General features: G+C 70.7%; 22 protein-coding genes. 17 read left to right on the top strand and 5 right to left on the bottom strand.

The window, feature by feature from the left end; genetic code table 11:
• Positions 1–20 precede the first annotated feature (20 nt).
• A complete protein-coding gene (locus tag G7043_RS46305) occupies positions 21–2,318 on the top strand; it encodes a GH92 family glycosyl hydrolase (RefSeq protein ID WP_313888433.1) in 2,298 nt (765 codons plus the stop codon).
• Here the strand turns inward: G7043_RS46305 and G7043_RS46300 are convergent.
• Complete coding sequence (locus G7043_RS46300) at positions 2,301–3,791, bottom strand: MFS transporter (protein WP_313888432.1); 1,491 nt, start codon at positions 3,789–3,791, stop codon at positions 2,301–2,303. The genes G7043_RS46305 and G7043_RS46300 overlap by 18 nt on opposite strands.
• Before the next feature lie 206 nt (positions 3,792–3,997).
• Here G7043_RS46300 and G7043_RS50280 point away from each other — a divergent pair, with 206 nt between their 5' ends.
• From G7043_RS50280 to G7043_RS46270, 6 genes are read left to right on the top strand one after another with little or no spacing between them, the layout of a single operon-like run.
• Positions 3,998–5,131, top strand: a complete 1,134-nt coding sequence (locus G7043_RS50280; RefSeq protein WP_166055953.1) for a zinc-dependent alcohol dehydrogenase — start codon at positions 3,998–4,000, stop codon at positions 5,129–5,131.
• On the top strand, positions 5,121–6,038 hold the full coding sequence (locus G7043_RS46290) for an NAD-dependent epimerase/dehydratase family protein (RefSeq protein ID WP_166055951.1): 918 nt from the start codon (positions 5,121–5,123) through the stop codon (positions 6,036–6,038). The genes G7043_RS50280 and G7043_RS46290 overlap by 11 nt, the downstream gene beginning before the upstream one ends.
• 9 nt (positions 6,039–6,047) lie before the next feature.
• On the top strand, positions 6,048–7,643 hold the full coding sequence (locus tag G7043_RS46285; RefSeq protein ID WP_166055949.1) for a carbamoyltransferase family protein: 1,596 nt from the start codon (positions 6,048–6,050) through the stop codon (positions 7,641–7,643).
• A complete protein-coding gene (locus G7043_RS46280; RefSeq protein ID WP_166055946.1) occupies positions 7,640–8,539 on the top strand; it encodes a glycosyltransferase in 900 nt (299 codons plus the stop codon). The genes G7043_RS46285 and G7043_RS46280 overlap by 4 nt, the downstream gene beginning before the upstream one ends.
• On the top strand, positions 8,536–9,423 hold the full coding sequence (locus G7043_RS46275) for a glycosyltransferase family 9 protein (RefSeq protein WP_313888431.1): 888 nt from the start codon (positions 8,536–8,538) through the stop codon (positions 9,421–9,423). The genes G7043_RS46280 and G7043_RS46275 overlap by 4 nt, the downstream gene beginning before the upstream one ends.
• Positions 9,375–10,640 carry a UDP-glucose dehydrogenase family protein gene (locus G7043_RS46270; protein ID WP_166055943.1) on the top strand — a complete coding sequence of 422 codons (1,266 nt, stop codon included), beginning with the start codon at positions 9,375–9,377 and terminating at the stop codon, positions 10,638–10,640. The genes G7043_RS46275 and G7043_RS46270 overlap by 49 nt, the downstream gene beginning before the upstream one ends.
• A 16-nt stretch (positions 10,641–10,656) precedes the next feature.
• Here the strand turns inward: G7043_RS46270 and G7043_RS46265 are convergent, their stop codons facing one another.
• Complete coding sequence (locus G7043_RS46265; protein ID WP_166055941.1) at positions 10,657–12,009, bottom strand: aldehyde dehydrogenase family protein; 1,353 nt, start codon at positions 12,007–12,009, stop codon at positions 10,657–10,659.
• Positions 12,010–12,054: 45 nt separating this feature from the next.
• Here G7043_RS46265 and G7043_RS46260 point away from each other — a divergent pair, with 45 nt between their 5' ends.
• From G7043_RS46260 to G7043_RS46215, 10 genes are read left to right on the top strand one after another with little or no spacing between them, the layout of a single operon-like run.
• Positions 12,055–12,450: a ChaB family protein gene (locus G7043_RS46260; protein ID WP_166055939.1), complete on the top strand. Its 396-nt coding sequence runs from the start codon at positions 12,055–12,057 to the stop codon at positions 12,448–12,450.
• Complete coding sequence (locus tag G7043_RS46255; protein WP_166055937.1) at positions 12,447–13,439, top strand: NAD-dependent epimerase/dehydratase family protein; 993 nt, start codon at positions 12,447–12,449, stop codon at positions 13,437–13,439. Before G7043_RS46260 ends, G7043_RS46255 begins: the two co-directional genes overlap by 4 nt.
• A 52-nt stretch (positions 13,440–13,491) precedes the next feature.
• Positions 13,492–14,007, top strand: coding sequence for a D-glycero-alpha-D-manno-heptose-1,7-bisphosphate 7-phosphatase (locus tag G7043_RS46250; protein WP_166055935.1), 516 nt, complete (start codon positions 13,492–13,494; stop codon positions 14,005–14,007).
• Entirely contained in the window at positions 14,004–14,978 is a 975-nt protein-coding gene (locus G7043_RS46245; RefSeq protein WP_166055933.1) for a glycosyltransferase family 9 protein, read from the top strand. The genes G7043_RS46250 and G7043_RS46245 overlap by 4 nt, the downstream gene beginning before the upstream one ends.
• Positions 14,975–15,835 carry a glycosyltransferase gene (locus G7043_RS46240; protein ID WP_166055931.1) on the top strand — a complete coding sequence of 287 codons (861 nt, stop codon included), beginning with the start codon at positions 14,975–14,977 and terminating at the stop codon, positions 15,833–15,835. The genes G7043_RS46245 and G7043_RS46240 overlap by 4 nt, the downstream gene beginning before the upstream one ends.
• Positions 15,832–17,031, top strand: coding sequence for a glycosyltransferase (locus G7043_RS46235; protein WP_166055929.1), 1,200 nt, complete (start codon positions 15,832–15,834; stop codon positions 17,029–17,031). Before G7043_RS46240 ends, G7043_RS46235 begins: the two co-directional genes overlap by 4 nt.
• Positions 17,032–17,033: 2 nt before the next feature.
• Entirely contained in the window at positions 17,034–17,603 is a 570-nt protein-coding gene (locus tag G7043_RS46230) for a D-sedoheptulose-7-phosphate isomerase (RefSeq protein WP_390829816.1), read from the top strand.
• Positions 17,600–18,874, top strand: coding sequence for a D-glycero-beta-D-manno-heptose 1-phosphate adenylyltransferase (rfaE2, locus tag G7043_RS46225; RefSeq protein ID WP_166055925.1), 1,275 nt, complete (start codon positions 17,600–17,602; stop codon positions 18,872–18,874). Before G7043_RS46230 ends, rfaE2 begins: the two co-directional genes overlap by 4 nt.
• Entirely contained in the window at positions 18,874–19,545 is a 672-nt protein-coding gene (locus tag G7043_RS46220; RefSeq protein WP_166055923.1) for an SDR family oxidoreductase, read from the top strand. The genes rfaE2 and G7043_RS46220 overlap by 1 nt, the downstream gene beginning before the upstream one ends.
• Complete coding sequence (locus G7043_RS46215; protein ID WP_313888430.1) at positions 19,542–20,099, top strand: phosphatase PAP2 family protein; 558 nt, start codon at positions 19,542–19,544, stop codon at positions 20,097–20,099. Before G7043_RS46220 ends, G7043_RS46215 begins: the two co-directional genes overlap by 4 nt.
• On the opposite strand, the gene G7043_RS46210 is transcribed toward G7043_RS46215, so the two are convergent.
• The 3 genes from G7043_RS46210 to G7043_RS46200 are packed head-to-tail and all read right to left on the bottom strand — an operon-like array spanning position 20,009 to position 22,544.
• Positions 20,009–20,605, bottom strand: a complete 597-nt coding sequence (locus G7043_RS46210) for a flavodoxin family protein (protein ID WP_166055919.1) — start codon at positions 20,603–20,605, stop codon at positions 20,009–20,011. The genes G7043_RS46215 and G7043_RS46210 overlap by 91 nt on opposite strands.
• Positions 20,605–21,399, bottom strand: coding sequence for an SDR family oxidoreductase (locus tag G7043_RS46205; RefSeq protein WP_166055918.1), 795 nt, complete (start codon positions 21,397–21,399; stop codon positions 20,605–20,607). The genes G7043_RS46210 and G7043_RS46205 overlap by 1 nt, the downstream gene beginning before the upstream one ends.
• Entirely contained in the window at positions 21,396–22,544 is a 1,149-nt protein-coding gene (locus G7043_RS46200; RefSeq protein WP_166055916.1) for a cytochrome P450, read from the bottom strand. The genes G7043_RS46205 and G7043_RS46200 overlap by 4 nt, the downstream gene beginning before the upstream one ends.
• Positions 22,545–22,623 lie beyond the last annotated feature (79 nt).

Raw genomic sequence — 22,623 nt, 5'->3', positions numbered from 1 at the left:
ACAGGTTAGGGTCCCGGGACGTGAGAGCGCTCGCGATCTTGCTGGTCACTGTCCTCACCGCCGCGCTGGCGACTCCCGCGTGCGCGGCGGTGAGAGACGACACCCGGTACGTCGACCCGTTGATCGGCTCGGCGGGCGGCGGCAACACCTATCCGGGTGCGGTGCGGCCGTTCGGGATGATCTCGTGGAGCCCGACGTCGACCCGAGGCGACCAGACGAACACGGGTGCCGCCAACGGATACGCCTACGACGCCACGCGGGTGCGCGGCTTCAGCCTCACCCACGTCAACGGCGCGGGCTGCCATCCCGGCGCGGCGGGCGATGTGCCGATCATGCCGCACGTCGGCGCGATCACCACCTCACCGACCTCGGACACCAAGGACCAGGTCTACGCCAGCGACTTCGCGCACGCCGACGAGATCGCCGAGCCGGGCCGGTACCGGGTGGGCCTGAAGTCCGGCGCGAAAGCGGACCTGTCCGTGACGACCCGTGCGGGCATCGGCGAGTTCACCTACCCGGCGGAGAACACGGGATCGCTGCTGTTCCGGGCCTCGAACTCGCTCAACGGCAGCGAGGACGCCGAGATCACGATCGACCCGGCCGGCAACTCCGTCTCCGGCTCGGTGCTCACCGGGGCGTTCTGCGGCAGGCGCGCGAACGGTGGGGTGAACAACCAGAAGACCTACTACCGCCTGTACTTCACGGCGTCGTTCGACCGGCCGATCACCGCGTACGGCACGTGGGTGAACAGTGAAGTCCGACCGGGAGCGACGTTTGCGAGTGGTGGCGAGGGCTACCTGACCGGAAGTGCCCGCGCCGGCAAGGGTTCCGGCGGTTATGTGTCCTTTGCGGACAGTTCGGTCCGGATGCGCGTCGGCATTTCTTACACCAGTGCGCAAGCCGCCCAGCGCAACCTCGCGGCGGAGATCCCCCAGTGGGCGACGGTGGCCGGGGTGGCGGCGGACGCCCGCCAGGCCTGGGCGAAGCAGCTGCGCGCGGTCGAGGTCGACGGCGGCACCGCCGACGAGCGGACGATCTTCTACACCGCGCTCTACCACGCGTTTCTGCAACCGAACGTGGCCAGCGACGTCGACGGCACCTACCTGGGCAGCGACCGGCAGGTCCGCCGGCTCGCACCGGGCCAGCTCGCCCAGTACGGCAACTTCTCCGGCTGGGACCAGTACCGCGCCCACACCCAGCTCCTGGCGTTCCTCGAACCACGCGTGGCGAGCGACTACGCCCAGTCGTTGCTGAACCTCGCCTGGCAGAACGGCGGCGTCTGGGACCGCTGGGTGCACGTGAACGGCCCGACCCACGTGATGACGGGTGACCCGTCCGCACCGGCGATCGCGGGCATGTACGCGATGGGCGCCAAGGGCTTCAACGTGCGCGCGGCCTACGACTCGCTGCTGCGCCAGGCCACCGTCCCGCACCCGGACGGCCTGTCCGACAAGGGCTGCCCAGGCCAGTGCGAGGGTCAGCGCCCCAACCTCGCCGAGTACCTGCGCCTCGGCTACGCCCCGCAGGACAACTGCCACTGCTGGGGCGGCGCCGCCGAAACGCTGGAAGACGCCGTCGCCGACCAGGCACTCGCGGATCTCGCGCAACGCCTGGGCCGGCCCAGCGAGGAGTTGCGCAAGCGCGCGGGCTGGTGGCGCAACACGTTCAACCCGGCCACCGGCTACCAGCAGGCGCGCAAAGCCGACGGCACCTGGGTCACGCCGTTCAACCCGGCCTCGGACCAGGGCTTCGCGCAGGGCAGCAGCGCCACCTACACGTGGATGGTCCCGCACGACGTCGCCGGGCTGGCCGAGGTGATGGGCGGCAAGGACACCGCCGCCACCAGGCTCGACGCGTTCTTCCACCGCCCGGACGGCTCGTGGGCGACCGGCGGCGACCCGCTGAGGTACTACCCGACGAACGAGCCCGGCATCCACACCCCGTGGATCTACAACGAGCTCGGCCGCCCGCACCAGACCCAGGAAACCGTGCGGGCGATGGCGAAACTCGTCTACCGCACCGGACCCAACGGCCTGCCCGGCAACGACGACCTCGGCACGATGTCGGCCTGGTACGTCTTCGCGGCGCTCGGTCTGTACCCGCGCACGCCCAGCAGTGCCGAGCTGCACCTCTCCAGCCCGATGTTCCCCAAGGCCCGGATTGTCCAGCGCAACCTCACGATCTTCGCGCCAGGCGCCCCGGACATCTACGTCCAGGGCGCCAGGTGGAACGGCCGGAAGGTGGAGCAGCCGTGGCTGCCCGAGGAGTTCGTGCAGCGCGGCGGTGTCCTGCGGGTCGAGCTAAGTGGAGAACGGTGAGGCTGCGCCCTCGGCACGGGTGCGGCCACGCCGGGCGGTGGAGGACAACGGCATGGCGATGTCCTCCAGCGACTTGTTCTCCGCGTCCACCGCGAGGAACCGCGCGACCAAACCGCCCGTGATCATCACGACCGCGCCGACCAGGTACCCGATGAACAACCGGACGGGGTGCTCGCCGGTGCCGATCAGCGCGCCGTAGATCACCGGGCCGAGCGCGCCGAAGCACTGGGCGATGGCGAAGAAGACACCGATCGCCTTCGCCCTCACCTCCAGCGGGAAGATCTCGCTGACCGTGAGGTAGGCGGCCGACGCGCCGGCCGAGGCGAAGAAGAAGATCACGCACCACGCGATGGTCTGCGTGATCGCGTTCAACGCACCGGCGTAGAACAGCACGGCCGTGACGCCGAGCAGCGCGCCGGAGATCGCGTAGGTCAGGAACAGCATGCGGCGGCGGCCGATGGTGTCGAAGAGGTGGCCGATGGTGAACGGCCCGACGAGGTTGCCCACCGCGAACGCGATCAGGTAGAGCGGCGTGGACTCCGACGAGACGCCGTAGAACTTGCCCAGCACCAACGTGTAGGTGAAGAAGATCGCGTTGTAGAGGAACGACTGCGTGATCATCAGCGTGGCGCCCAGGACGGCGCGACTCGGATATTCGCGGAACAGCACGCGGGCCAGCGCCAGGTAGCCGATCTCCTCCGCGGGCTTGACCTCGATGGCCTTCTTCTCGTCGACCGGCGGCAGTTTCGCGCCGGACTCCTCCTCGACCTCGCGTTCGATGCCGCTGATCGTCTTCTCGGCGGCTTCGGTGCGGCCGTGCATGATCTGCCAGCGCGGGCTTTCCGGCAGGTGCCGGCGCACCACCAGGATCACCAGGCCCAGCACCGGTCCGATGAGGAACCCGAGCCGCCAGCCCAGTGACAGCTCGACGTGGTTGAGCAGGATGTACGAACCGAGCGTGCCGAGCACCGCGCCCGCCCAGTAGGTGCCGTTGACCGCGATGTCGACGCGGCCCCGGTAGCGGGCGGGGATGAGCTCGTCGATCGCGGAGTTGATCGCCGCGTACTCGCCGCCGATGCCCATGCCGGCGATGAACCTGGTCAGGTACAGGAAGACCAGCCAGCCGGGGCCGTTGCCCAGCGTCAGCGCGGTCAGGCCGGAACCGATCAGGTAGACGGCCAGCGTCAGCATGAACAGGTTGCGGCGGCCGAGCTTGTCGGAGAGGTGGCCGAAGAACAGGGCGCCGACGACCTCGCCGAGCAGGTAGACCGTGGCGAGCAGGCCCACGGCGGTGGAGGAGAGCCCGAGCGTCTCCGGTTTGGTCAGCGTGTCGGCGATCGCGCTGGCGACCGTGATCTCCAGGCCGTCCAGGATCCAGGCGACGCCCAGTGCCACGACCATGCGGGTGTGGAACGGTGACCACGGCAGCCTGTCGATGCGCGCTGGAATCAGCGTGCGTACGCCAGTGTCCACTTTCAACCCCCTCGCCGTCACGCCCGTGCGAAGTGCGTGGTCCCCATACGTCGGAGATGCGACCCGTGAAAAGCAATACCCGGCGTTCTTGAAATGAAACTCGATGCCAATATGAGCAGTTTGTCTGATTTCTTGGAATGGTCGTTTGTTTGCGTCGACCCTGCGGGGGAACCAGCCACTGACGGGAGGAGAAGGAGGAGAAGAACGTGAAGGCAGTTGTGTGGCACGGGACCGGCGACATCAGGCTGGACGAGGTCGACGATCCGCGGGTTCAGGAACCGACCGACGCGGTCATCCGGATCACCCGCAGCGCGATCTGCGGCACCGATCTGCACATGGTGCGCGGCACGATGCCGGGCATGGTCGAGGGCACGGTGCTCGGTCATGAAGCCGTCGGCGTCGTCGAGGAGGTCGGCGCGGCCGTGCGGGGATTCACGCCCGGCGACCGGGTGGTCGTGACCTCGACGATCGGGTGCGGCACCTGTTCCTACTGCCGTGCCGGGTATTTCGCCCAGTGCGACACCGCCAACCCGAACGGACCGGCCGCCGGGACGTGCTTCTTCGGCGGTCCGAAGGCGACCGGTCCGATCAACGGGCTGCAGGCCGAGCGAGCGCGGATCCCGCACGCCATGACGACACTGGTGCGCGTGCCGGACGAGGTCAGCGACGACCAGGCGATCCTGGTGTCCGACATCTTCCCGACCGCGTGGTTCGGCGCCCGGCTGGCCGAGGTCGGCGCCGGTGACACCGTGCTGGTGCTGGGCGCGGGCGTGGTCGGCCAGTTCGCGATCGCGTCGGCGAAACGGCAGGGCGCGGGACGGGTGATCGTGGTCGACGGAGTCCAGTCCAGGCTGGACAAAGCTCGCGCGCAGAACGCGGAGATCGTCAATTTCAACGAGGAGGATCCCGTCGAGGTCGTGAAGGAGCTGACCGGCGGGATCGGGCCGGACCGGGTGATCGAGGCGGTCGGGGTCGACGCCGAACGACCGGGGGAGCGCACCGGCGAGCAGTGGAAGCCGGGAGACGCGCCGCGGCAGGCGTTGGACTGGGCGGTCGAACTGGTCGCGAAGGCCGGCTCGATCGGGATCATCGGCGTCTACCCGCCGGGGTTCGACGACTTCCCCCTCGGCACGGCGATGAACAAGAACCTGACGCTGCGGATGGGCAACTGCAACCACCGCCGTTACGTCCCGCGGCTGCTGGACCTCGTGCAGACCGGCGTGGTCGACCCAACGGCGTTCATCACCCGGCACGAGAAGCCCACAGCCGCGATCGACGCCTACCGGTCGTTCGACCTGCGGGAGGACGGCTGGCTGAAGACGGTTCTCGATGTCGCGTGACCGGGTGGTGGTGACGGGCGGCGCGGGCTTCGTCGGTTCGCACGTCTGCGAGGCATTCCTGCGCGACGGCGCGCGGGTCGTGTGCGTGGACTCGTTCCGCACCGGCTCGCGCGCCAACGTGCCGGACGGCGTGGAAGTGGTCGTCGCCGACGTGTCCGAACCGCTCGACCTGCTCGGGCCCGTCGATCTCGTCCTGCACCTGGCGTGCCCGGCCTCGCCCGCCGACTACCTGCGGATGCCGGTGGACACGTTGCGCGCGGGCGGGTTCGGCACCTACCACGTGCTGGACCTGGCCCGCCGCAAGGCAGCCCGCGTCGTCATCGCCTCCACCAGCGAGGTCTACGGCGATCCGGAGGAACATCCGCAGCGGGAGTCGTACTGGGGGCACGTGAACCCGATCGGGCCGCGCAGCGTCTACGACGAGGCCAAGCGGTTCGGCGAGGCGATGACCGTGGCGTTCCGCGCCGAACACGGGGTGGACGCCGGGATCGTGCGGATCTTCAACACCTACGGGCCCAGGATGCGCGCGCACGACGGCCGGATGATCCCCACGTTCCTCCGGCAGGCGTTGGCGGGCGAACCGCTGACGGTGCACGGCGACGGGCTCCAGACCCGGTCGCTCTGCTACGTCGACGACCTCGTGCGCGGCCTGCTCGCGATGGCGCGCGGTGATCATCCCGGCCCGATCAACCTCGGCAACCCCGCCGAGGTCACCGTGCTCGACGTCGCCCACAAGACGATCGAGGTCACCGGCAGCCCGTCGGTCGTCCGCCACGTCGAGCCGATGACGGACGACCCTCGGCGGCGCCGGCCGGACATCGGTCTGGCGCGGCAGGTGCTCGGGTGGCAGCCGCTGGTCGGGCTGGAAGAGGGACTCCGTTCGTTTGCCCGGCAGTTCGCCGGGTAGCCGCACCTCATGCGAGTTCTCGGGATCAACGCGGTGTTCCACGACCCGGCCGCCGCCCTGGTGGTGGACGGCGAGATCGTGGCGGCCGCGGAGGAGGAACGGTTCTCCCGCCGCAAGCACGGCAAGCGGCCGGTGCCGTTCTCGGCCTGGGAACAGCCGGAACTGTCCGCGCGCTGGTGCCTCGAGCAGGCCGGTCTGACCGCCGCGGACCTCGACGCGGTGGCGTACTCGTACGACCCGTCCTTGGTGGACGCCGAGTACGCGCCGTGGGAAGAACTTCGCACCACCTATGCGCGCCAGGCACCGCGGTTCCTGGCGACCTCGCTGCCCGGCCTCGATCCCGAGATCGTGCGGTTCGTGCCGCACCACGTCGCGCACGCCGCGTCCACCGGGCTCGCGGCTCCGTTCGGCGGCAACTGCGCGGTGCTGGTGGCGGACGGCCGCGGCGAGTGCGGTTCGCACCTCGCCGGGCGGTACGTCGACCAGACGCTGACGACCCTCGCCTCCCAACGGCTGCCGCACTCGCTCGGTCTGATGTACGAGGAGCTGACCGAGCACCTGGGCTTTCTGCGGTCCAGCGACGAGTACAAGGTCATGGCGCTGGCGTCGCACGCCAAACCGGTGCACCTGGACCTGATGCGTGAACACGTGCTGGTCCACGACGGCGGTTTCGAGATCCGGCCGATGGACTGGAGCACGCTCGCCAAGCAACGCGGCAAGGACGAGGAACTGACCCAGGAACACGCCGAGCTGGCCGCGAGCGTGCAGGTGCGGCTCGAAGAGGTCCTGCTGGAACTGGTGCGGTGGCTGCACGACCGCACCGGCGAAACCCGCCTCACGATGGCCGGCGGCGTGGCGCTGAACTGCGTGGCGAACACCCGGATCTTCGCGGAAGGGCCGTTCGACGAGGTGTGGGTGCAGCCCGCCGCGGGGGACGCCGGCACAGCGCTGGGCGCGGCGCTGCACGTCAGCACGAGCCGGCTCGCGGCGATGCCGGGCGCCGACCTCGGCCGGGGCTTCTCCGACGAGGAGATCGAGTCGGTGCTGCGGACCGCCGCGGTGCCGTTCGACCGACCCGCGGACATCGCGGTCGAGGTGGCCGAGGCGCTCGCCGCGAACAAGATCGTGGCGTGGTTCCAGGGGCGCAGCGAGTACGGACCGCGCGCTCTCGGCCGCCGCTCGCTGTTCGCGAACCCGTGCTTCGCCGAGAACCTGACCCGGCTGAACGACGTCAAGGGCCGCGAGCAGTTCCGCCCGGTCGCCCCGATGGTGCTCGCCGATCGTGCCGCTGACGTCTTCACCCGCGGCCCGATTCCCAGCCCGTACATGCTCTTCGTGCACGACGTCCGTCCCGAGTGGACCGACCGCATCCCGGCCGTGGTGCACGTGGACGGCACCGCGCGAGCCCAGACCGTCGCGGACGATCCGTTGCTGGAACGGATGTTGCACGAGTTCGAGGCACGGACCGGGGTACCGGTGGTGGTCAACACCAGCCTCAACACCGCCGGCCGTCCGATGGTCGACACTCCGCGCGACGCCCTGGAGTGCTTCGGCTCGTCACCCGTCGACCTGCTCGCCATCGGCCCGTACGCGGTGCGCCGATGAGCTACTCCGTCGTGATCCCCACCGTCGGCCGCCCGAACCTCGACGACCTGCTGGACGCGCTGGTCGAGGGCGACGGCCCGGACCCGTGCGAGATCATCGTCGTGGACGACCGCGAGACCGGCCTCGGCCCGGCCGCGGCGCGCAACACCGGCTGGCGCGAGGCCCGCGGCGACTGGGTGGCGTTTCTCGACGACGACGTGGTGGTCGCCCCTGACTGGAAAGCCCGGCTGTGCGCGGATCTCGCGGACCTGCCCGTCGACGTCGGTGCGAGCCAGGCCAGGATCGTCGTGCCGCTGCCGGGAGATCGCCGCCCGACCGACGCCGAACGCGGCACCGCCGGCCTCGCCACCGCTGACTGGATCACCGCCGACATGGCGTACCGGCGGGAGGCCCTGGCCCGGGCGGGAGGTTTCGACGAACGATTCCCGCGTGCCTACCGCGAGGACGCCGAACTGGCGTTGCGCGTGCAGGACCTCGGCTACCGGATCGTGCGCGGCGCCAGGGTCACGACGCACCCGGTGAAGCCCGCGACGTTCCTGACGAGCGTGGACCAGCAGCGCGGCAACGCCGACGACGCGTTGATGCGGCGGCTGGTGGGTGCGCGGTGGCGTTCGCGCATCGGCGGGCAGCCCGGACGTTTTCGCACCCACGCGGTGACCACGGCGGCGGGCCTGGGATCTGTCCTGTGTGGACTGATGGGGTGGCGGCGGGCAGCGGTCGGGCTGGGCGTGCTCTGGGCCGGGTTGACCGGGTGGTTCGCGGCGACGCGGATCGCGCCGGGACCGCGGACGCCCGACGAGGTGGCGCGGATGGTGGTGACGAGCGCGCTGATCCCGCCCGCCGCCTGTGTGCACCGGGTGCGCGGCGAAGTGCGGCACCGGGGAGTGCGGCCGTGAGGATCCTGGTGCTCAGGGCGCTCGGGCTGGGCGACCTGCTGACGGCGGTGCCCGCGTTGCGCGGTCTGCGGGCGATGTTCCCGCGGGCGGAGATCACCCTCGCGGCGCCCGCCTGGCTCGCGGACGCGGTGGACCGGATCGACGCGGTCGATCACCTGCTGCCGACGGAAGCGTTGGCGCCGATCGAGTTCGAACAGCCGGACCTCGCGGTGAACCTGCACGGGAAGGGACCGCAGAGCGTCGAGAGACTGCTCGCGACGGACCCGCGCAGGTTGATCACGTACGGCCAGGAGACGCTGCGCTGGCCGGAGGAACAGCACGAACTGCTGCGGTGGTGCAACCTCCTGGAGCGCAACGGCATCCCGTGCGACATCGGCGATCTGCGGTTGCCGGCCGTCGGCCCCAGGACCGGCCGGATCGTGATCCATCCTGGGGCGAGCACCGAGGCCAGGAGGTGGCCGGCCGAGAGATATGCCGCCGTGGCACGGGCGTTGGGACCCGAAGTCGTCGTCACCGCCGGGCCGGGGGAGTACGACCTCGCCCGCCGGATCACACCCGATCCCGTGGCAGGCACGCTGTCCGAACTCATGGATCTCGTCGCCACCGCCAGGCTCGTCATCTGCGGTGACACCGGCATCGCGCACGTCGCCACGGCCTACAGCACGCCGTCGATTCTGCTGTTCGGACCGGTGTCCCCACACATCTGGGGCCCGCTGAAGGGCCCGCACACGGTGCTGTGGCACGGCGACACAGGTGACACGTTCGCCGGCGAACCAGATCCCGGCCTGCTCCGGATCACCGTGGCAGAGGTCCTCGACGCAGTGGGAGGTGTGCTGTGCAAGCCAGACGGATCGGCGTCATCGGCGCGGGCTACGTCGGCCTGACCACGGCCGCCTGCTTCGCCCACCTCGGCCACCGGGTGATCTGCGCGGAGGTCGACGAAGCCAAGGTCGAGGCGCTGAGCGCGGGCGAGGTGTCGCTGCACGAACCGGGCCTGCGCGAGCTGGTCGTCGAAGGTCTCGGCAGTGGCCTGCTGAGGTTCGTCCACGGAAGCGGACTGTCCGATGTGGACTTCACGTTCGTCTGCGTGCCCACGCCGACCGGTGCCGACGGCGCCGCCGACCTGTCCGCCGTCGAGGAAGTGCTGAGCACCGCGCCTCCCGGTGTAGTGCTGAAGTCGACGGTGCCGGTCGGAACCGCCGTGCGGTACCCCGGCGTCGTGTCGAACCCGGAGTTCCTGCGGGAAGGCCACGCCGTCGAGGACTTCCTGAGGCCCCAACGGATCGTGGTCGGTGCACGGGATGAACGCGCGGCGCACGAGGTCGCCGAGCTGTACGCGTCGCTCAACGCGCCGACCGTGCTCACCGACAACACGAGTGCCGAGCTGGTGAAGTACGCGAGCAACGGCTTCCTGGCGGTGAAACTGTCGTACGTCAACACGGTCGCGGAGCTGTGCGAGCACCTCGGCGCCGACGTCGACGGCGTCACCGAGGGCATGCGGCTCGACGACCGGATCGGGGGATCGTGCCTCGCGCCGGGACCGGGCTGGGGCGGTTCCTGCCTGCCCAAGGACACCCTCGCGCTGCTCGCGACGGCCAGGGCCGCGGGGGTCGAGTTCGCGACGCTGGAAGGTGCCGTCAGCACCAACTGGCACCAGCCGCACCGGGTGGTCGACCGGCTGCGCGCCGAGGTGGGCCCGCTCGACGGCAGCAGGATCGGGTTGCTGGGACTGACGTTCAAGGCGGGCACCAACGACCTGCGCGACTCGCCGGCACTCGCGGTCGCCCAGCTGCTCGCCCAGGAAGGCGCCGAGCTGAGCGCCTACGACCCGTGCGTCCGCGAGGACCTGCAGAACATCGCCGTCAAACCGGCCGCGGCCGAGGCGGCGGCCGGCGCGGACGCCCTGGTCGTGCTGACCGAGTGGCCGGAGTTCGCCGAGCTGGACTGGCCGGACCTGGCCGGCCATGTGGCCCGTCCGTTGATCTTCGACACCCGGAACGTGCTACCGGAGGACAAGGTCGAGGAGGCCGGCTTCCGCCTGATCAGAACCGGCCGCCCAGGTGAGCCATGGGGGGCACATTCATGGACCTCACGTCCATGAATGTGCCCCCCATGGCTCACGGGCGGGCGTTGGGGACGCCTAGGTGGACCACCTTGGTCGTGGTCATCTCGTCGAGCAGCTCTGGGCCGTAGCCGAAGCCGGAACCCGACGCTCCGCGCGGCTGGGCGGCACCTCCGGGCGCTCCGCCGAACACGGCGTTGACCTTCACCGTGCCGACCGGCAGTGCCCGCCAGGCTCGCTGCGCGTGCTCCATCGAGCTGGTCAGCACGGTGGCGGCCAGGCCGTAGTCGCCGGAACAAGCCTCGGCCAGGCCCTCGTCGAACGACGACACCAGTTGCACGGGTGCGACCGGGCCGAAGGTCTCCTCGCACATGATCCGCATCGCTCCGGAGCACTCCGCCAGCACCGTCGCCGGGTAGTAGGCGCCCCGGCCTTCCGGGATCTCACCGCCGACCAACGCCCACGCGCCCGCCGTGACCGCGGCGGACACCTGGTCGTGCACGAACGAACGGTGCCGGGTGTCCACCAACGGCTGCGGGTCGGTGTTCCACGAACGGGCCTCGGCGCACAACGCTTCCAGGAACGCCGGGGCGATCGTCTTGTGCACGTAGATCCGCTCAACCGAGGTGCAGAGCTGGCCCGCGTTGGTGAAGGCCCCCAGCGCCGCCTGCCCCGCCGCCCAGATCGGGTCCACGTCGTCGTCGATCAGCAACGGGTCGTTGCCTCCGTTCTCCAGCAACAGTTTCGCGGTCGAGGTACGCGCGATCATCCGTCCGGTGGCGGTGCTGCCGACATGAGCAACGACATCGACGTCCGGCGAGCTCACCAGCGCGCCACCCACCTCGCCGTCGCCCACCAACGTCTTCAGCACGCCGGACGGGAAGCACGGCTGGAGCAGCGTCGCCAGCAGCAGACCCGTGTGCGGACAACGCTCACTCGGCTTGTGCACCACGGAGTTCCCGGTGACCAGAGCCGCTCCGAGCAGACCGCACGCCACCGCGACCGGGTCGTTCCACGGGGTCAGCGCCACGACGACACCGCGCGGTTCGGGAACCATGAAGTCGACGGCGGAACCGAGCAGTGACCGTCCACCATGGACCGGACCGAGCTCGGCGTACTGTTCCAGCGTCGCCGCGCCCGCCAGCACACCCTCGCGGGCCGAGGCGTACGGCCGGCCCGTCTCGGTCTCCACCACGGTCGCGAGGTCGTTTGCCCGTTCTCGCAACGACAACGCGGCGGCCCGGACAGCGGCGCCGCGATCGGTTGCCGGCGTGGCCGCCCACCCCGGCTGAGCGGAGCAGGCCGCCGACAGGGCGTCTTCGACGTCGGACGGGGTCGCGGTGGGGAGCCAACCGACGAGCTGCGAATCGCGCGGGCTGTGGACGTCGATGGCGTGCATGGCGGTCATAGCTCGCGGGTACCCGTCACCGCAGGTCGAAACCCTGGAGGAGCCATGCCCGGACGGCAGGAACTGCCCAGCACGGTGGCCCGGTCATCGAAGAAGGCGCAGCGGACGTGGATCAAGGCCCACGACTCGGCCGTTGAGACCTACGGGGAAGGTGAACGGGCGCACCGCACCGCGTTCTCCGCGCTGAAGCACAGCTTCGAGAAGGTCGGCGACCACTGGGAAGCCAAGCAGGAGAAGGGCCCGTCGGACGATCAGGCCGAACGCAGCACGCCGGTCGAAGGTGAGACGGCGGGTGGCGTGGACGCCAACGCCAGCAAGGAACATCTTTACGACATCGCGAAGCGGCTGAAGATCGAGGGGCGGTCGCGGATGACCAAGGACGAGCTCGTCGGCGCCATCCAGAAGGCGAACAACCGCGAGACCGCGCGAGCGCGATCATGAAGGTCGTGGTCACCGGCGCGACCGGCAACGTCGGCACGGCCCTGCTCCGCAGACTCGCCGAGGAGCCCGACATCCAGGTGCACGGCATCTCCCGCCGCCCGCCCGCCGCGGGGCCGCCCTACCAGGGCCTCGACTGGACACCGGTCGACATCGGTCAGCCGGGCGCGGAGGAGCTGCTGGCCGTCGCGTTCGAGAACGCCGACGCGGTGGTGCACCTCGCCTGGCTCATCCAGCCGTCCCACGACGAACGCGAGCTGTACCGGACGAACGTCGCCGGCTCGTCGCGCGTGTTCAGCGCCGCGGCCGAGGCGGAGGTGCCGCACCTGGTCCACATGTCGTCGGTCGGCGCGTACTCGCCGACCCGCAAGGATCACCGCGTGGACGAGTCGTGGCCGGTCAGGGGTGTGACGTCGTCCTTCTACAGCAGGCACAAGGCCGCTGTGGAGCACATGCTGAACCAGTTCGAGGCGCGGATGCTGATCTCCCGGCCGCGACCGGGGCTGATCCTGCAGTCCGACGCCGGTGCCGAGATCCACGACTACTTCCTCGGCAGTTTGGTGCCGAAAGCCCTGCTGCGGCACCGGATTCCGATCTTGCCGCTGCCGCGGAACCTCGTCCTGCAGTTCGTCCACGCGAACGACGTCGCCGACGCGCTGGTTCGTATTTTGAGGAAGCGGTCGCACGGACCGATGAACCTCGTCGCCGAACCCGTCGTCACTCCCCGTGCCCTCGCGGACGTTCTCGGCGGCCGGCACGTGCCGGTCCCGGCGTGGCTGTTGCGTCAGATCGCGAACGTGTCCTGGAGGCTGAGGCTGCAGCCCACCCCGCCGGGATGGGTCGATCTGGCTCTGACGGCGCCGCTGCTGGACGCGACGCGAGCGCGGACGGAACTCGGCTGGGAACCGGCGGTCGACGCACAGGAGGCGCTTCAGGCCCTGGTGCGTGGAATCGGGCAGGGGAAGGGCGTCCCGGCCAGCCCGGTGCTGTGAAGCGCTTCGCGGAGTAGCGTTTCAAGGCATCTTTCTCGGCTAAATCTCCTCTATGGACCAGGCCTTCGACGCGGTGCTGTTCGATCGGGACGGCACGCTCGTGCAAGACGTGCCGTACAACGGCGATCCCGCCCGCGTCACACCGATGCCCGGCGCCCGCGAGGTGCTGGACGACCTGCGCGCGCACGGATTTCGCACCGGCGTGGTGAGCAACCAGTCGGGCATCGGTCGCGGTCTGCTCACCGCGGAGCAGGTCGCGGCGGTGAACGTGCGGGTCGAGGAGCTGCTGGGCAGGTTCGGCACCTGGCAGATCTGCCCGCACCACCCCGATGACGACTGCGCGTGCCGCAAACCCGCGCCGGGACTGGTGCTCGCGGCGTGTGCGGCGCTGGGTGTCGCCCCGGAACGAACGTTGGTGGTGGGAGACATCGGGGCGGACGTGGACGCGGCGGTGGCCGCCGGTGCCGTGCCCGTGCTGGTGCCCACCGGCGTGACGCTGCCGGAAGAGGTCGAGCGGGCGCCGCGCACCGCCCGTGACCTGCTGGGTGTGCTGGAGCTGGTCCGGTGAGGACCCTGGTGGCGCGACTCGACGGCGACGGCGACGTGCTGCTCGCGGGCCCGGCGGTGCGCGCGGCCGCGACGGCCGGCGAGGTCGTGTTCCTCTGCGGTCCGGGCGGGGTGCGGGCGGCGGAACTGCTGCCGGGCGTCACCCGGATCATCGAGTGGGAGTGCCCGTGGATCGTCCACCCGGGACCGGATGTCCGCGCCATCGACATCGAGACCGTCACCGCGCTGCTGCACGGCATTCGCCCTGACGTGGCATTGATCCTCACGTCGTTCCACCAGAGCCCGTTGCCGCTGGCCCTGCTGCTGCGGCTGGCGGGCGTGCCCAAGATCGTCGCGCGGTCGATCGACTATCCCGGCTCGCTGCTGGACGTGCGGCTGCGCGACGACCCCTCGATTCCGGAGGCGGAACGCGCGCTGGAGGTCGCCCTAGCAGCGGGATTCCAGCTGTCCGACAGCCGGCTCGCCGTTGTGGAGCCGCCGAAGACCGAACTGGACCATCCGTACGTGGTGGTGCACCCAGGTGCGACGGCGCCCGCCCGCACCTGGTCGCCCGATCGCTGGGCGAAGGCCGTGGTCGCGCTGACCGCGGCCGGGCACCGCGTGGTCGTGACCGGAGGCCCGGCGGAAGCCGCGCTGACCGAGCACGTCGCAGGCGCGTGCGGAACCGATTTGGGCGGGCGCACCAGCTTTCGCGAACTGGCCGGGGTGCTGGCGGGAGCCGACGCGGTCGTCGTCGGCAACACCGGACCGGCGCATCTCGCGGCCGCCGTCGGCACGCCGGTCGTGTCGCTGTTCGCCCCGGTGGTTCCCGCTGCCCGATGGGCGCCGCACGGCAAACACGTGCTGCTCGGCGATCAGAACGCGCCCTGTCGTGACACGCGGGCCCGCGAATGTCCCGTGTCCGGCCACCCCTGCCTCGACCAGGTCGACCCGGCCGAGGTCGTGGCGGCCGTCGCCGAGGTGACGGCATGAGGATTCTGCTGTGGCACGTGCACGGTTCGTGGACGCATTCGTTCGTCCAGGGCGGGCACGAGTACCTGATCCCCGGTCCGCCGCACGGCATCGGGCTGGCCGGCAGGCCGTGGCGGGCCGACGAGGTTCGGCTGTCCGAAGTGGATGCCGATGTCGCTGTCGTGCAACGGCTGGAGGAACTGTCGCAGGTTCCGGCCGGCATTCCGCTGGTGTACCTGGAACACAACACGCCCAGTCGGCCGGCGGAACAACATCCGCTGGCCGACTGGGACGGAACGTTGGTGCACGTCACGCACTTCAACGACCTGATGTGGGACTGCGGCAGCACGAAGACCGTGGTGATCGAGCACGGTGTCGCCGATCCGGGACCGCTGTACACCGGCGAGCTCGCGCGGGCGGCGGCGGTGATCAACGAACCGGTCCGGCGCGGCCGGATCGTCGGTGCCGACCTGCTGCCGCGGTTCGAGCCGATCGACGTGTTCGGCATGGGCACCGAGCAGATCGGCGGCAGGGGAGACCACGACCTCCCGTCGTTGCACCGGGAACTCGCGCGCCGCCGCGTCTACGTGCACACCGCGCGCTGGACGTCGCTCGGGCTCTCGTTGCTGGAGGCCATGCACATCGGCCTGCCGGTGGTCGCGCTGGCCTGCACCGAGGCGATCCGGGCCGTGCCCCCGGAGGTCGGCGCGATCTCCACCGACGTCGAGGAGCTGGTGCGTGCGGCGCGGGACCTGATCGAGGATCCCGCACTCGCACAGGAGAAAGGGCGACGGGCGCGCGACTTCGCGCTGGCCCGCTACGGGCTCGACGCGTTCCTGCGCAACTGGGACGCCTTGCTGAAGGAGGTGATCGGATGAGGATCGCGATGGTGTCAGAACACGCCAGTCCGCTCGCGGCTCTGGGCGGTACCGACGCGGGAGGGCAGAACGTGCACGTGGCTGCCCTGGCGGCCGCGCTCGTGCGGCGAGGTCACGAGGTCGAGGTCTACACCCGGCGCGACGCACGCGGTCTGCCGCGGCGCGCCGACACCTCGGACGGCTACCGGGTCGTGCACGTCCCGGCGGGACCGGCGAAGCCGATTCCGAAGGACGAGCTGCTGCCGCACATGACCGACTTCTCCCGGTTCCTGTTGCGGGACTGGCAGGACTCGCCGCCGGACGTGGTGCACAGCCACTTCTGGATGTCCGGCCTGGCGTCGGTGCTGGCGGTGCGCCGCGACCACATCCCGGTCGTGAACACCTATCACGCCCTCGGCAGGGTGAAACGCCGCTACCAGGGCGCGCGGGACACCAGTCCGGCCGACCGGATCACGATCGAGCGACTGATCGGACACGAGGTGAACGCCGTCGCCGCCACCTGTGACGACGAGGTCGACGAGCTGATCGCCATGGGACTCAGACGGAGCAAGCTCCACGTGGTGCCGTGCGGCGTGGACACCAAGTTCTTCACACCGGCCGGGCCGGTCGCCGAACGATCGGCGGCCCACCGGATCGTGTCGGTCGGCCGGCTGGTGCCGCGCAAGGGTTTCGACGACCTGATCGCGGCGCTGCCGCTCGTGCCGGACGCCGAACTGGTCATCGCGGGAGGCCCGCCGAACCTCCGGACCGACCCCGAGGCTTCCCGGTTGCTGGCGTGCGCGACCGCCTGCGGTGTGGCCGACCGCGTGCGCTTGATCGGACAGGTGGCGCGCATGGACATGCCCGCGCTGTTGCGTTCGGCGGACGTCGTGGCGTGCGTGCCGTGGTACGAACCGTTCGGCATCGTGCCGTTGGAGGCCATGGCCTGTGGCGTTCCTGTCGTCGCGTCGGCGGTCGGTGGGCTGACCGACACCGTGGTCGACGGCGTCACCGGCGTGCTCACCCCGCCGCGTGATCCGCGGGCGCTGGGTCGTGCGCTGCGCAAGCTGCTGGCGGATCGTTCGCGCGGCATGGCGTACGGGATAGCCGGCCAGGACCGGGTGGACGCGCGGTACACGTGGGACGAGGTCGCGGGCCAGACAGAGCACGTCTACCGCAGTGTGTGCGCTTCCGACCGTCTGGTGGTGGCGCCGTGAGCGTGGAAAGCCACCTCGCCGGACTGACCAACACGCTCGACGGTTTACGTGCTCAATCGCAGCGGATCCACCGCTGGGGCACCTCGCTCGCCCGCCTGCTGGCCGACGGCGGCCGGCTGCTCGCGGCCGGCAACGGAGGATCGGCCGCGGAGGCCCAGCACCTCACCGCCGAGCTGGTCGGCCGGTATCGCCACGACCGCGCGCCGTTCTCCGCGCTGGCGTTGTGCGCCGAGACCTCCAGCGTCACCGCGATCGCCAACGACTACGGCTACGACCAGGTGTTCGCCCGCCAGGTGACCGCCCACGCCCGGTCCGGCGACGTGGTGGTCCTGTTGTCCACCAGCGGAAGCAGCCCGAACCTGCTGGAGGCGGCGCACGCCGGTCGGCTGGTGGGCGCGACCGTGTGGGCGCTGACCGGACCGCTGCCGAACCCGTTGGCCTCGCTGGCCGACGACACGCTGGCGTTGCCGGGGGACGCGTGCCACGTGCAGGAAGCGCAACTGGTGGTGGTGCACGCGTTGTGCGAGGCCTTCGAGGCGGCACTGCCCTCGTCACTGCGGAGGGCCTCGTGAAGCTCGTCGTGGTCGGTGACGCGTTGCTCGACGTCGACGTCGAAGGCACCGTCGACCGGCTCTGCCCGGACGCTCCGGCACCGGTGCTGGACGTCGTCGGCGAGCACGCGCGGGCAGGAGGCGCGGCGCTGGCGGCGACGATGGCCGCGCGCGACGGGGTGGACGTCCTGTTGGTCAGCGCGCTGTCCGACGACTCGGTGGGGGAGCGGTTGCGGTCGTTGATCGAGATGCCGCACCTGTTCGGGCACACGGGTTCCGTGCCGGTGAAGACGCGGTTGCGGTGCGACGGGACCTCGTTGGCTCGGATGGACCGCGGTGTGGCCGGGGTGCCGGAGGTCAGCGACGACATGCTGGACGCGGTCCTGTCCGCCGATTTCGTGCTCGCGTCCGACTACGGCGGTGGGCTGCTGCGCGACGAACGGCTGCGGTCGGTGCTGGGGCGCGTCCCGGTGGTGTGGGACCCGCATCCGCGCGGCCGCGCTCCGGTGCCCGGCGTGCGGCTGGCCACCCCGAACCTGAAGGAGGCCAAGGCGTTCAGCGGCAAGGCCGATCCCGTCGAGGCGGCGAGCCGGTTGCTGGCCGCCTGGCAGGCGCGCGCGGTCGTGGTGACGCTGGGCAAGGATGGCGCGGTGGTCCACAGTGGAGGGACACCGGCCGCGATGCCCGCGCCCGCTGTGCGAGTGGCTGACCCTTGTGGCGCCGGGGACCGGTTCGCCGTGACCGCGGCCGTGCGGCTGGCGGGCGGTGCCGCGCCGGACGAAGCGGTCGCCGATGCCGTCAACGCGGCGGCGGAGTTCCTCGCGCGTGGTGGCGTCTCCGGAATGCGCACCCCGCCGGAGTCCACTGTGGAGGAAGTACGACGCAGGGGCGGGACTGTGGTGGCAACCGGCGGATGTTTCGACGTCCTGCACACCGGACACGTGCGGATGCTCACGGCGGCACGGGCGTTGGGCGACTGCCTGGTGGTGTGCCTCAACTCCGACCTGTCGGTGCGCCGGTTGAAGGGCGAGGGACGACCGGTCAACCGCGAGTCCGACCGCGTCGAGGTGTTGCGTGCGCTCGAGTGCGTGGACGACGTGATCGTGTTCGGCGAGGAGACGCCGGAACGCGTCATCGGCGAGGTGAAGCCGGACGTGTGGGTGAAGGGCGGCGACTACAGCGCCGAAATGCTGCCGGAGACCGCCGCCGTGCGGCGCTGGGGCGGGCGGACGGTCGTCGTGCCGTACCACCGAGGTCGATCGACCACCGAGATCCTGTCGAGGAGGGCTTGATGCTGGGGAACGTGCTGGTGACCGGAGGTTCGGCGGGGCTGGGAGCGGCGGTGGTCGACGCGGTGAGGGAAGCCGGGGCGACGCCGTTGGTGCTGGACAAGTCCGCGCCGGACAAGGCCGACTTCGAGCTCGTCGACCTGGCGGACGGGCGGGCCGCCGAAGCCGCGGTGCGTACGCTCGCCGAACGGCACGGAGGGTTCAGCGCGGTCGTGACCGCAGCCGGCATCGACCGGTGCGGCACGCTGGCGGAGGTTCCGGCGGAGGAGTGGGACCAGGTCGTCAAGGTCAACCTGCTCGGCACCGCGGCGGTCGTCCGGGCGGCGTTGCCGTACCTGGAGAACGGCCGGGTGGTGACGATCGCGTCCACCCTCGGGCTCAAGGCCGTCAGCGACGCGACGGCGTACTGCGCCTCGAAGTTCGGCGTCGTCGGGTTCACCCGCGCGCTGGCGGCCGAGACCGCGGGCCGGGTGAAGGTCACCCTGGTCGTCCCCGGCGGGATGCGGACGCACTTCTTCGACGACCGGACCGAGCAGTACCGGCCGATGGACCTGGAGAAGCTGAACCCTCCGGACCGGGTGGCGGCGGCGATCGTGTTCGCTCTCAACCAGCCAGAGGGCTGCGAAATCCGGGAGTTTGTGGTCGCCCACAGCGAGGAACCTTCTTGGCCGTGACAGAAGACGAAGAGCTGGAATCCGAACTACCCACCGGCCGGCCCTCCCGGATCGTGATCGCGGCGAGCGTCACCGCCAGGGGTGGCGCTCTGTGGGTGCCGGTCGCGGGCCTGCTCGCGGTGGCCGGCAAGGGCACGGCGGCGAAGAAGGGGCTGCTCGCCGCGGCCGTCGCGATGCCGATCGGCCATCTCATCAGCGTGGTGGTGCACCGCCGCCGGCCGCAGGCCGCGAACCTGCCGGCGCGGCAGGCGTTGCCGGAACATCCCGACTCGTCGTCGTTCCCCTCCAAACACGCGGTGACGGCGGCCGCGTTCGGCACCGCCACCGCGTTGGAGGACCGTGAAGCCGGCGTGTTCGTGGCGCCGTTGGTGCTTCTCGTCGCCTACAGCCGGCTGCGAACCCGTGTGCACTGGCCGTCGGACGTGCTGGGCGGCCTGGTCATCGGCGCGCTGGTCGCGCTCGCTCAGGCCGGAATCGGGCGCTCCGCCAAGGCCAGGGCGACCGCGTGCAGGTTGGCGGCCATGGTGCGGCCGGTGTTCTCCGACCACTCGTGACCCTCGTCGGTGTCGGCGTAGCTCGGGCCCGGCCCCGGACCGCGGTTCCAGTACGTCCAGGCCTGGCCCGGGATCGTGTAGCCGATGTCGCCGAGCCCGCCGGCGATCTCGCTGATCACGTGGTGCGCGCCATCCTCGTTGCCGGTCACGATCACGCCCGCGACCCGGTTGTAGGCCACCGGGCGGTCCTCGGCGTCGGTCTCGGAGATCATCGCGTCCATCCGTTCCAGCGCCCGTTGCGCGAGCGAGGAGGGGTGGCCGACCCACGTCGGGGTCGCGAAGATCAGGATCTCGGCTTCGAGCAGCGCGGAGTGGATGTGCGGCCAGTCGTCGCCGGGACCGAGGTCGGTCGTGACGCCGGGCGGGATGTCGTGGTCGGCGAGCCGGAACGTGGCCACCTCGACGTCCTTCTTGATCAGCTCGTCGATCACCACGTGGGCGAGCAGGTCGGTGTTGGACTGGTCGGGGGACTTCTTCAGGGTGCAGTTGAGCACCACGGCACGCATCAGGGCTGCCTCCACTTCGCGTCGGCGATCAGTTGACTGGCTTGCGGACCCATCAGGGACATTCCGCCGTCCACGACGAACGACGCTCCGGTCACATAACTGGCGGCCGGAGTGGCCAGGAACGCCACCACGGCCGCGACCTCGTGCGCGCTGCCGGGCCGGCCGAGCGGGACACCGGGCCTGGACTGCGTGCTCGGGTCGACGTCCTCCTGGCCGGTCATCGGCGTGGAGATCTCGCCGGGTGCCACGGAGTTCACCGTGATGTCGTGTTCGGACAGTTCGAGCGCGAGCACCTTGGTCAGGGCGCCGAGTCCCGCTTTCGCGGCGCAGTACGGCGCGGCACCCACGCGGGGCAGGTGCTCGTGGACCGAGGTGATGTTGATGATCCGCCCGCCGCGGCCGGCCGCGATCATGTGCCTGGCGGCCCGCTGGCTGCAGAGGAACGCGCCGTCGAGATCGACCGAGAGCACCTCGCGCCAGGTCTCGAACGACATGTCCATCACCTTCTGGCTGCTGCCGGTGCCCGCGCAGTTCACCAGGACGTCGACACCGCCCAGTTCCTCGGCCAGTTCGTCGACGACGGCGGCCGCGGCGGGCAGGTCGGTGAGGTCCAGCCGCCGGACGGCGCACCTGGCCCCGGCCTCACGCACCTCGTCAGCGGTTTTCGCGGCTCCGTCGGCGTCCTCGTGGTAGGTGATGCCGACGTCGACGCCACCGCCTGCCAGCGCGACGGCGACCGCCTTGCCGATCCCCGAGTCCGACCCCGTCACGACGGCGTAGAGGGGTGCGTTCATGACACGCGGGTGCTCGTCGGGGTCGCCTGCAGGCGGAGACCGAAGTGGTTCAACGTCTTGGGCAGCGGCTCGCTGAGCACGGGGAACGAGAGGTGCTCGCTCAACGCGTCCAGCATGCAGCCCGCGCTCGCCAGCACGAGGTCGCGGCCGGGGCATTCACCGGGTCCGGCGCTGAACGGCACGATCGCCGGGTCGCGCGGCCCGTCCCAGTACTCCGGCGCGTACCGGTCGGCGAACGGCAGCCGGTCGGCGTCGCGGTGGAAGAACGGCGTGAACACCACGAACTCGGTGCCCGTCGGCAGCCAGGTGCCGTGCCAGCGGGTCGGTTTGGTGCTCTCGCGCAGGATCACCGGCGTCGTCGGCCACAACCGGGCCGACTCCAGGATGCCGTGGGCGCCGCGGCCGCCAATGGCCAGCGCACGCATCGTGACGATGCCGGCGGCGTCGAACGCGAACAGCCAGTGCGGCACCTGGTCGGGCAGTGCGGGGTTGTACTCGTTCAGCCTGCGCTGGAAGCGTTCGCGCAGGCCGCGCTGCTGCGGATGCAGGAACGCCCAGTTCGCGTTCTGCCGCAACGCCAACAGGTCGTCGGTGAGCTGCTCGTCGTCGCGGGCGCTGTCGCCGAGCACGATCCGGCGCGCGATCCGCCACCACGCCCGGGTGAACGCGTCCCAGGTCAGCTCGCCGGTGCTCATCACGTGCCGCAGGAGCAGGTCGGCCTCGTCGCGCACGATTGGTTCGACGGTCAGGTTCTCCGGCCGCAGCGCGCGTTCGTTCTGCTCGCGCCGGCGTTCCCTGTCCGCACCTTCGGAGATGAGCACGCCGTGCGGCTGGAAGTGCTTGAGGGCGGCCTTCTTCTCCTTGGTGGCCAGGGCGAACGGCTCGGGTGACTCCCTGAGCAACCTGCCGACGTCGGCGGGGTCGACCAGGACCGCGACACTGCGGCCGGTGATGCGCAGCCGGACGGGCTCCGGGCCGTACCGGTCGCGCAGGTGACGCATCGTGTCGATCGCGGTGCCGTCGGACTGGAGCTTCCCGGCGAGCGCCATGACCCCCGGCCTGCGGACGATGACGCCCTTGGCCAGCGTGGGCAGCAGCACGGTCGCCAGCACTCGGGCGGTGTCGAGTCGAGATGAGATCGCCATACCGACGGCTACCCGGTCACCCGTGTGTGAACCACCCTGACCGGGGGTATTCGCGGGACAGCTCGAACCAGGAGGTCGT

Origin of the sequence: Lentzea alba (assembly GCF_011067745.1) — a bacterium.
Lineage (GTDB): Bacteria > Actinomycetota > Actinomycetes > Mycobacteriales > Pseudonocardiaceae > Lentzea > Lentzea alba.
Note: the sequence above shows the minus strand (reverse complement) of the source record. Positions and strands in the feature narration are given on the sequence as shown.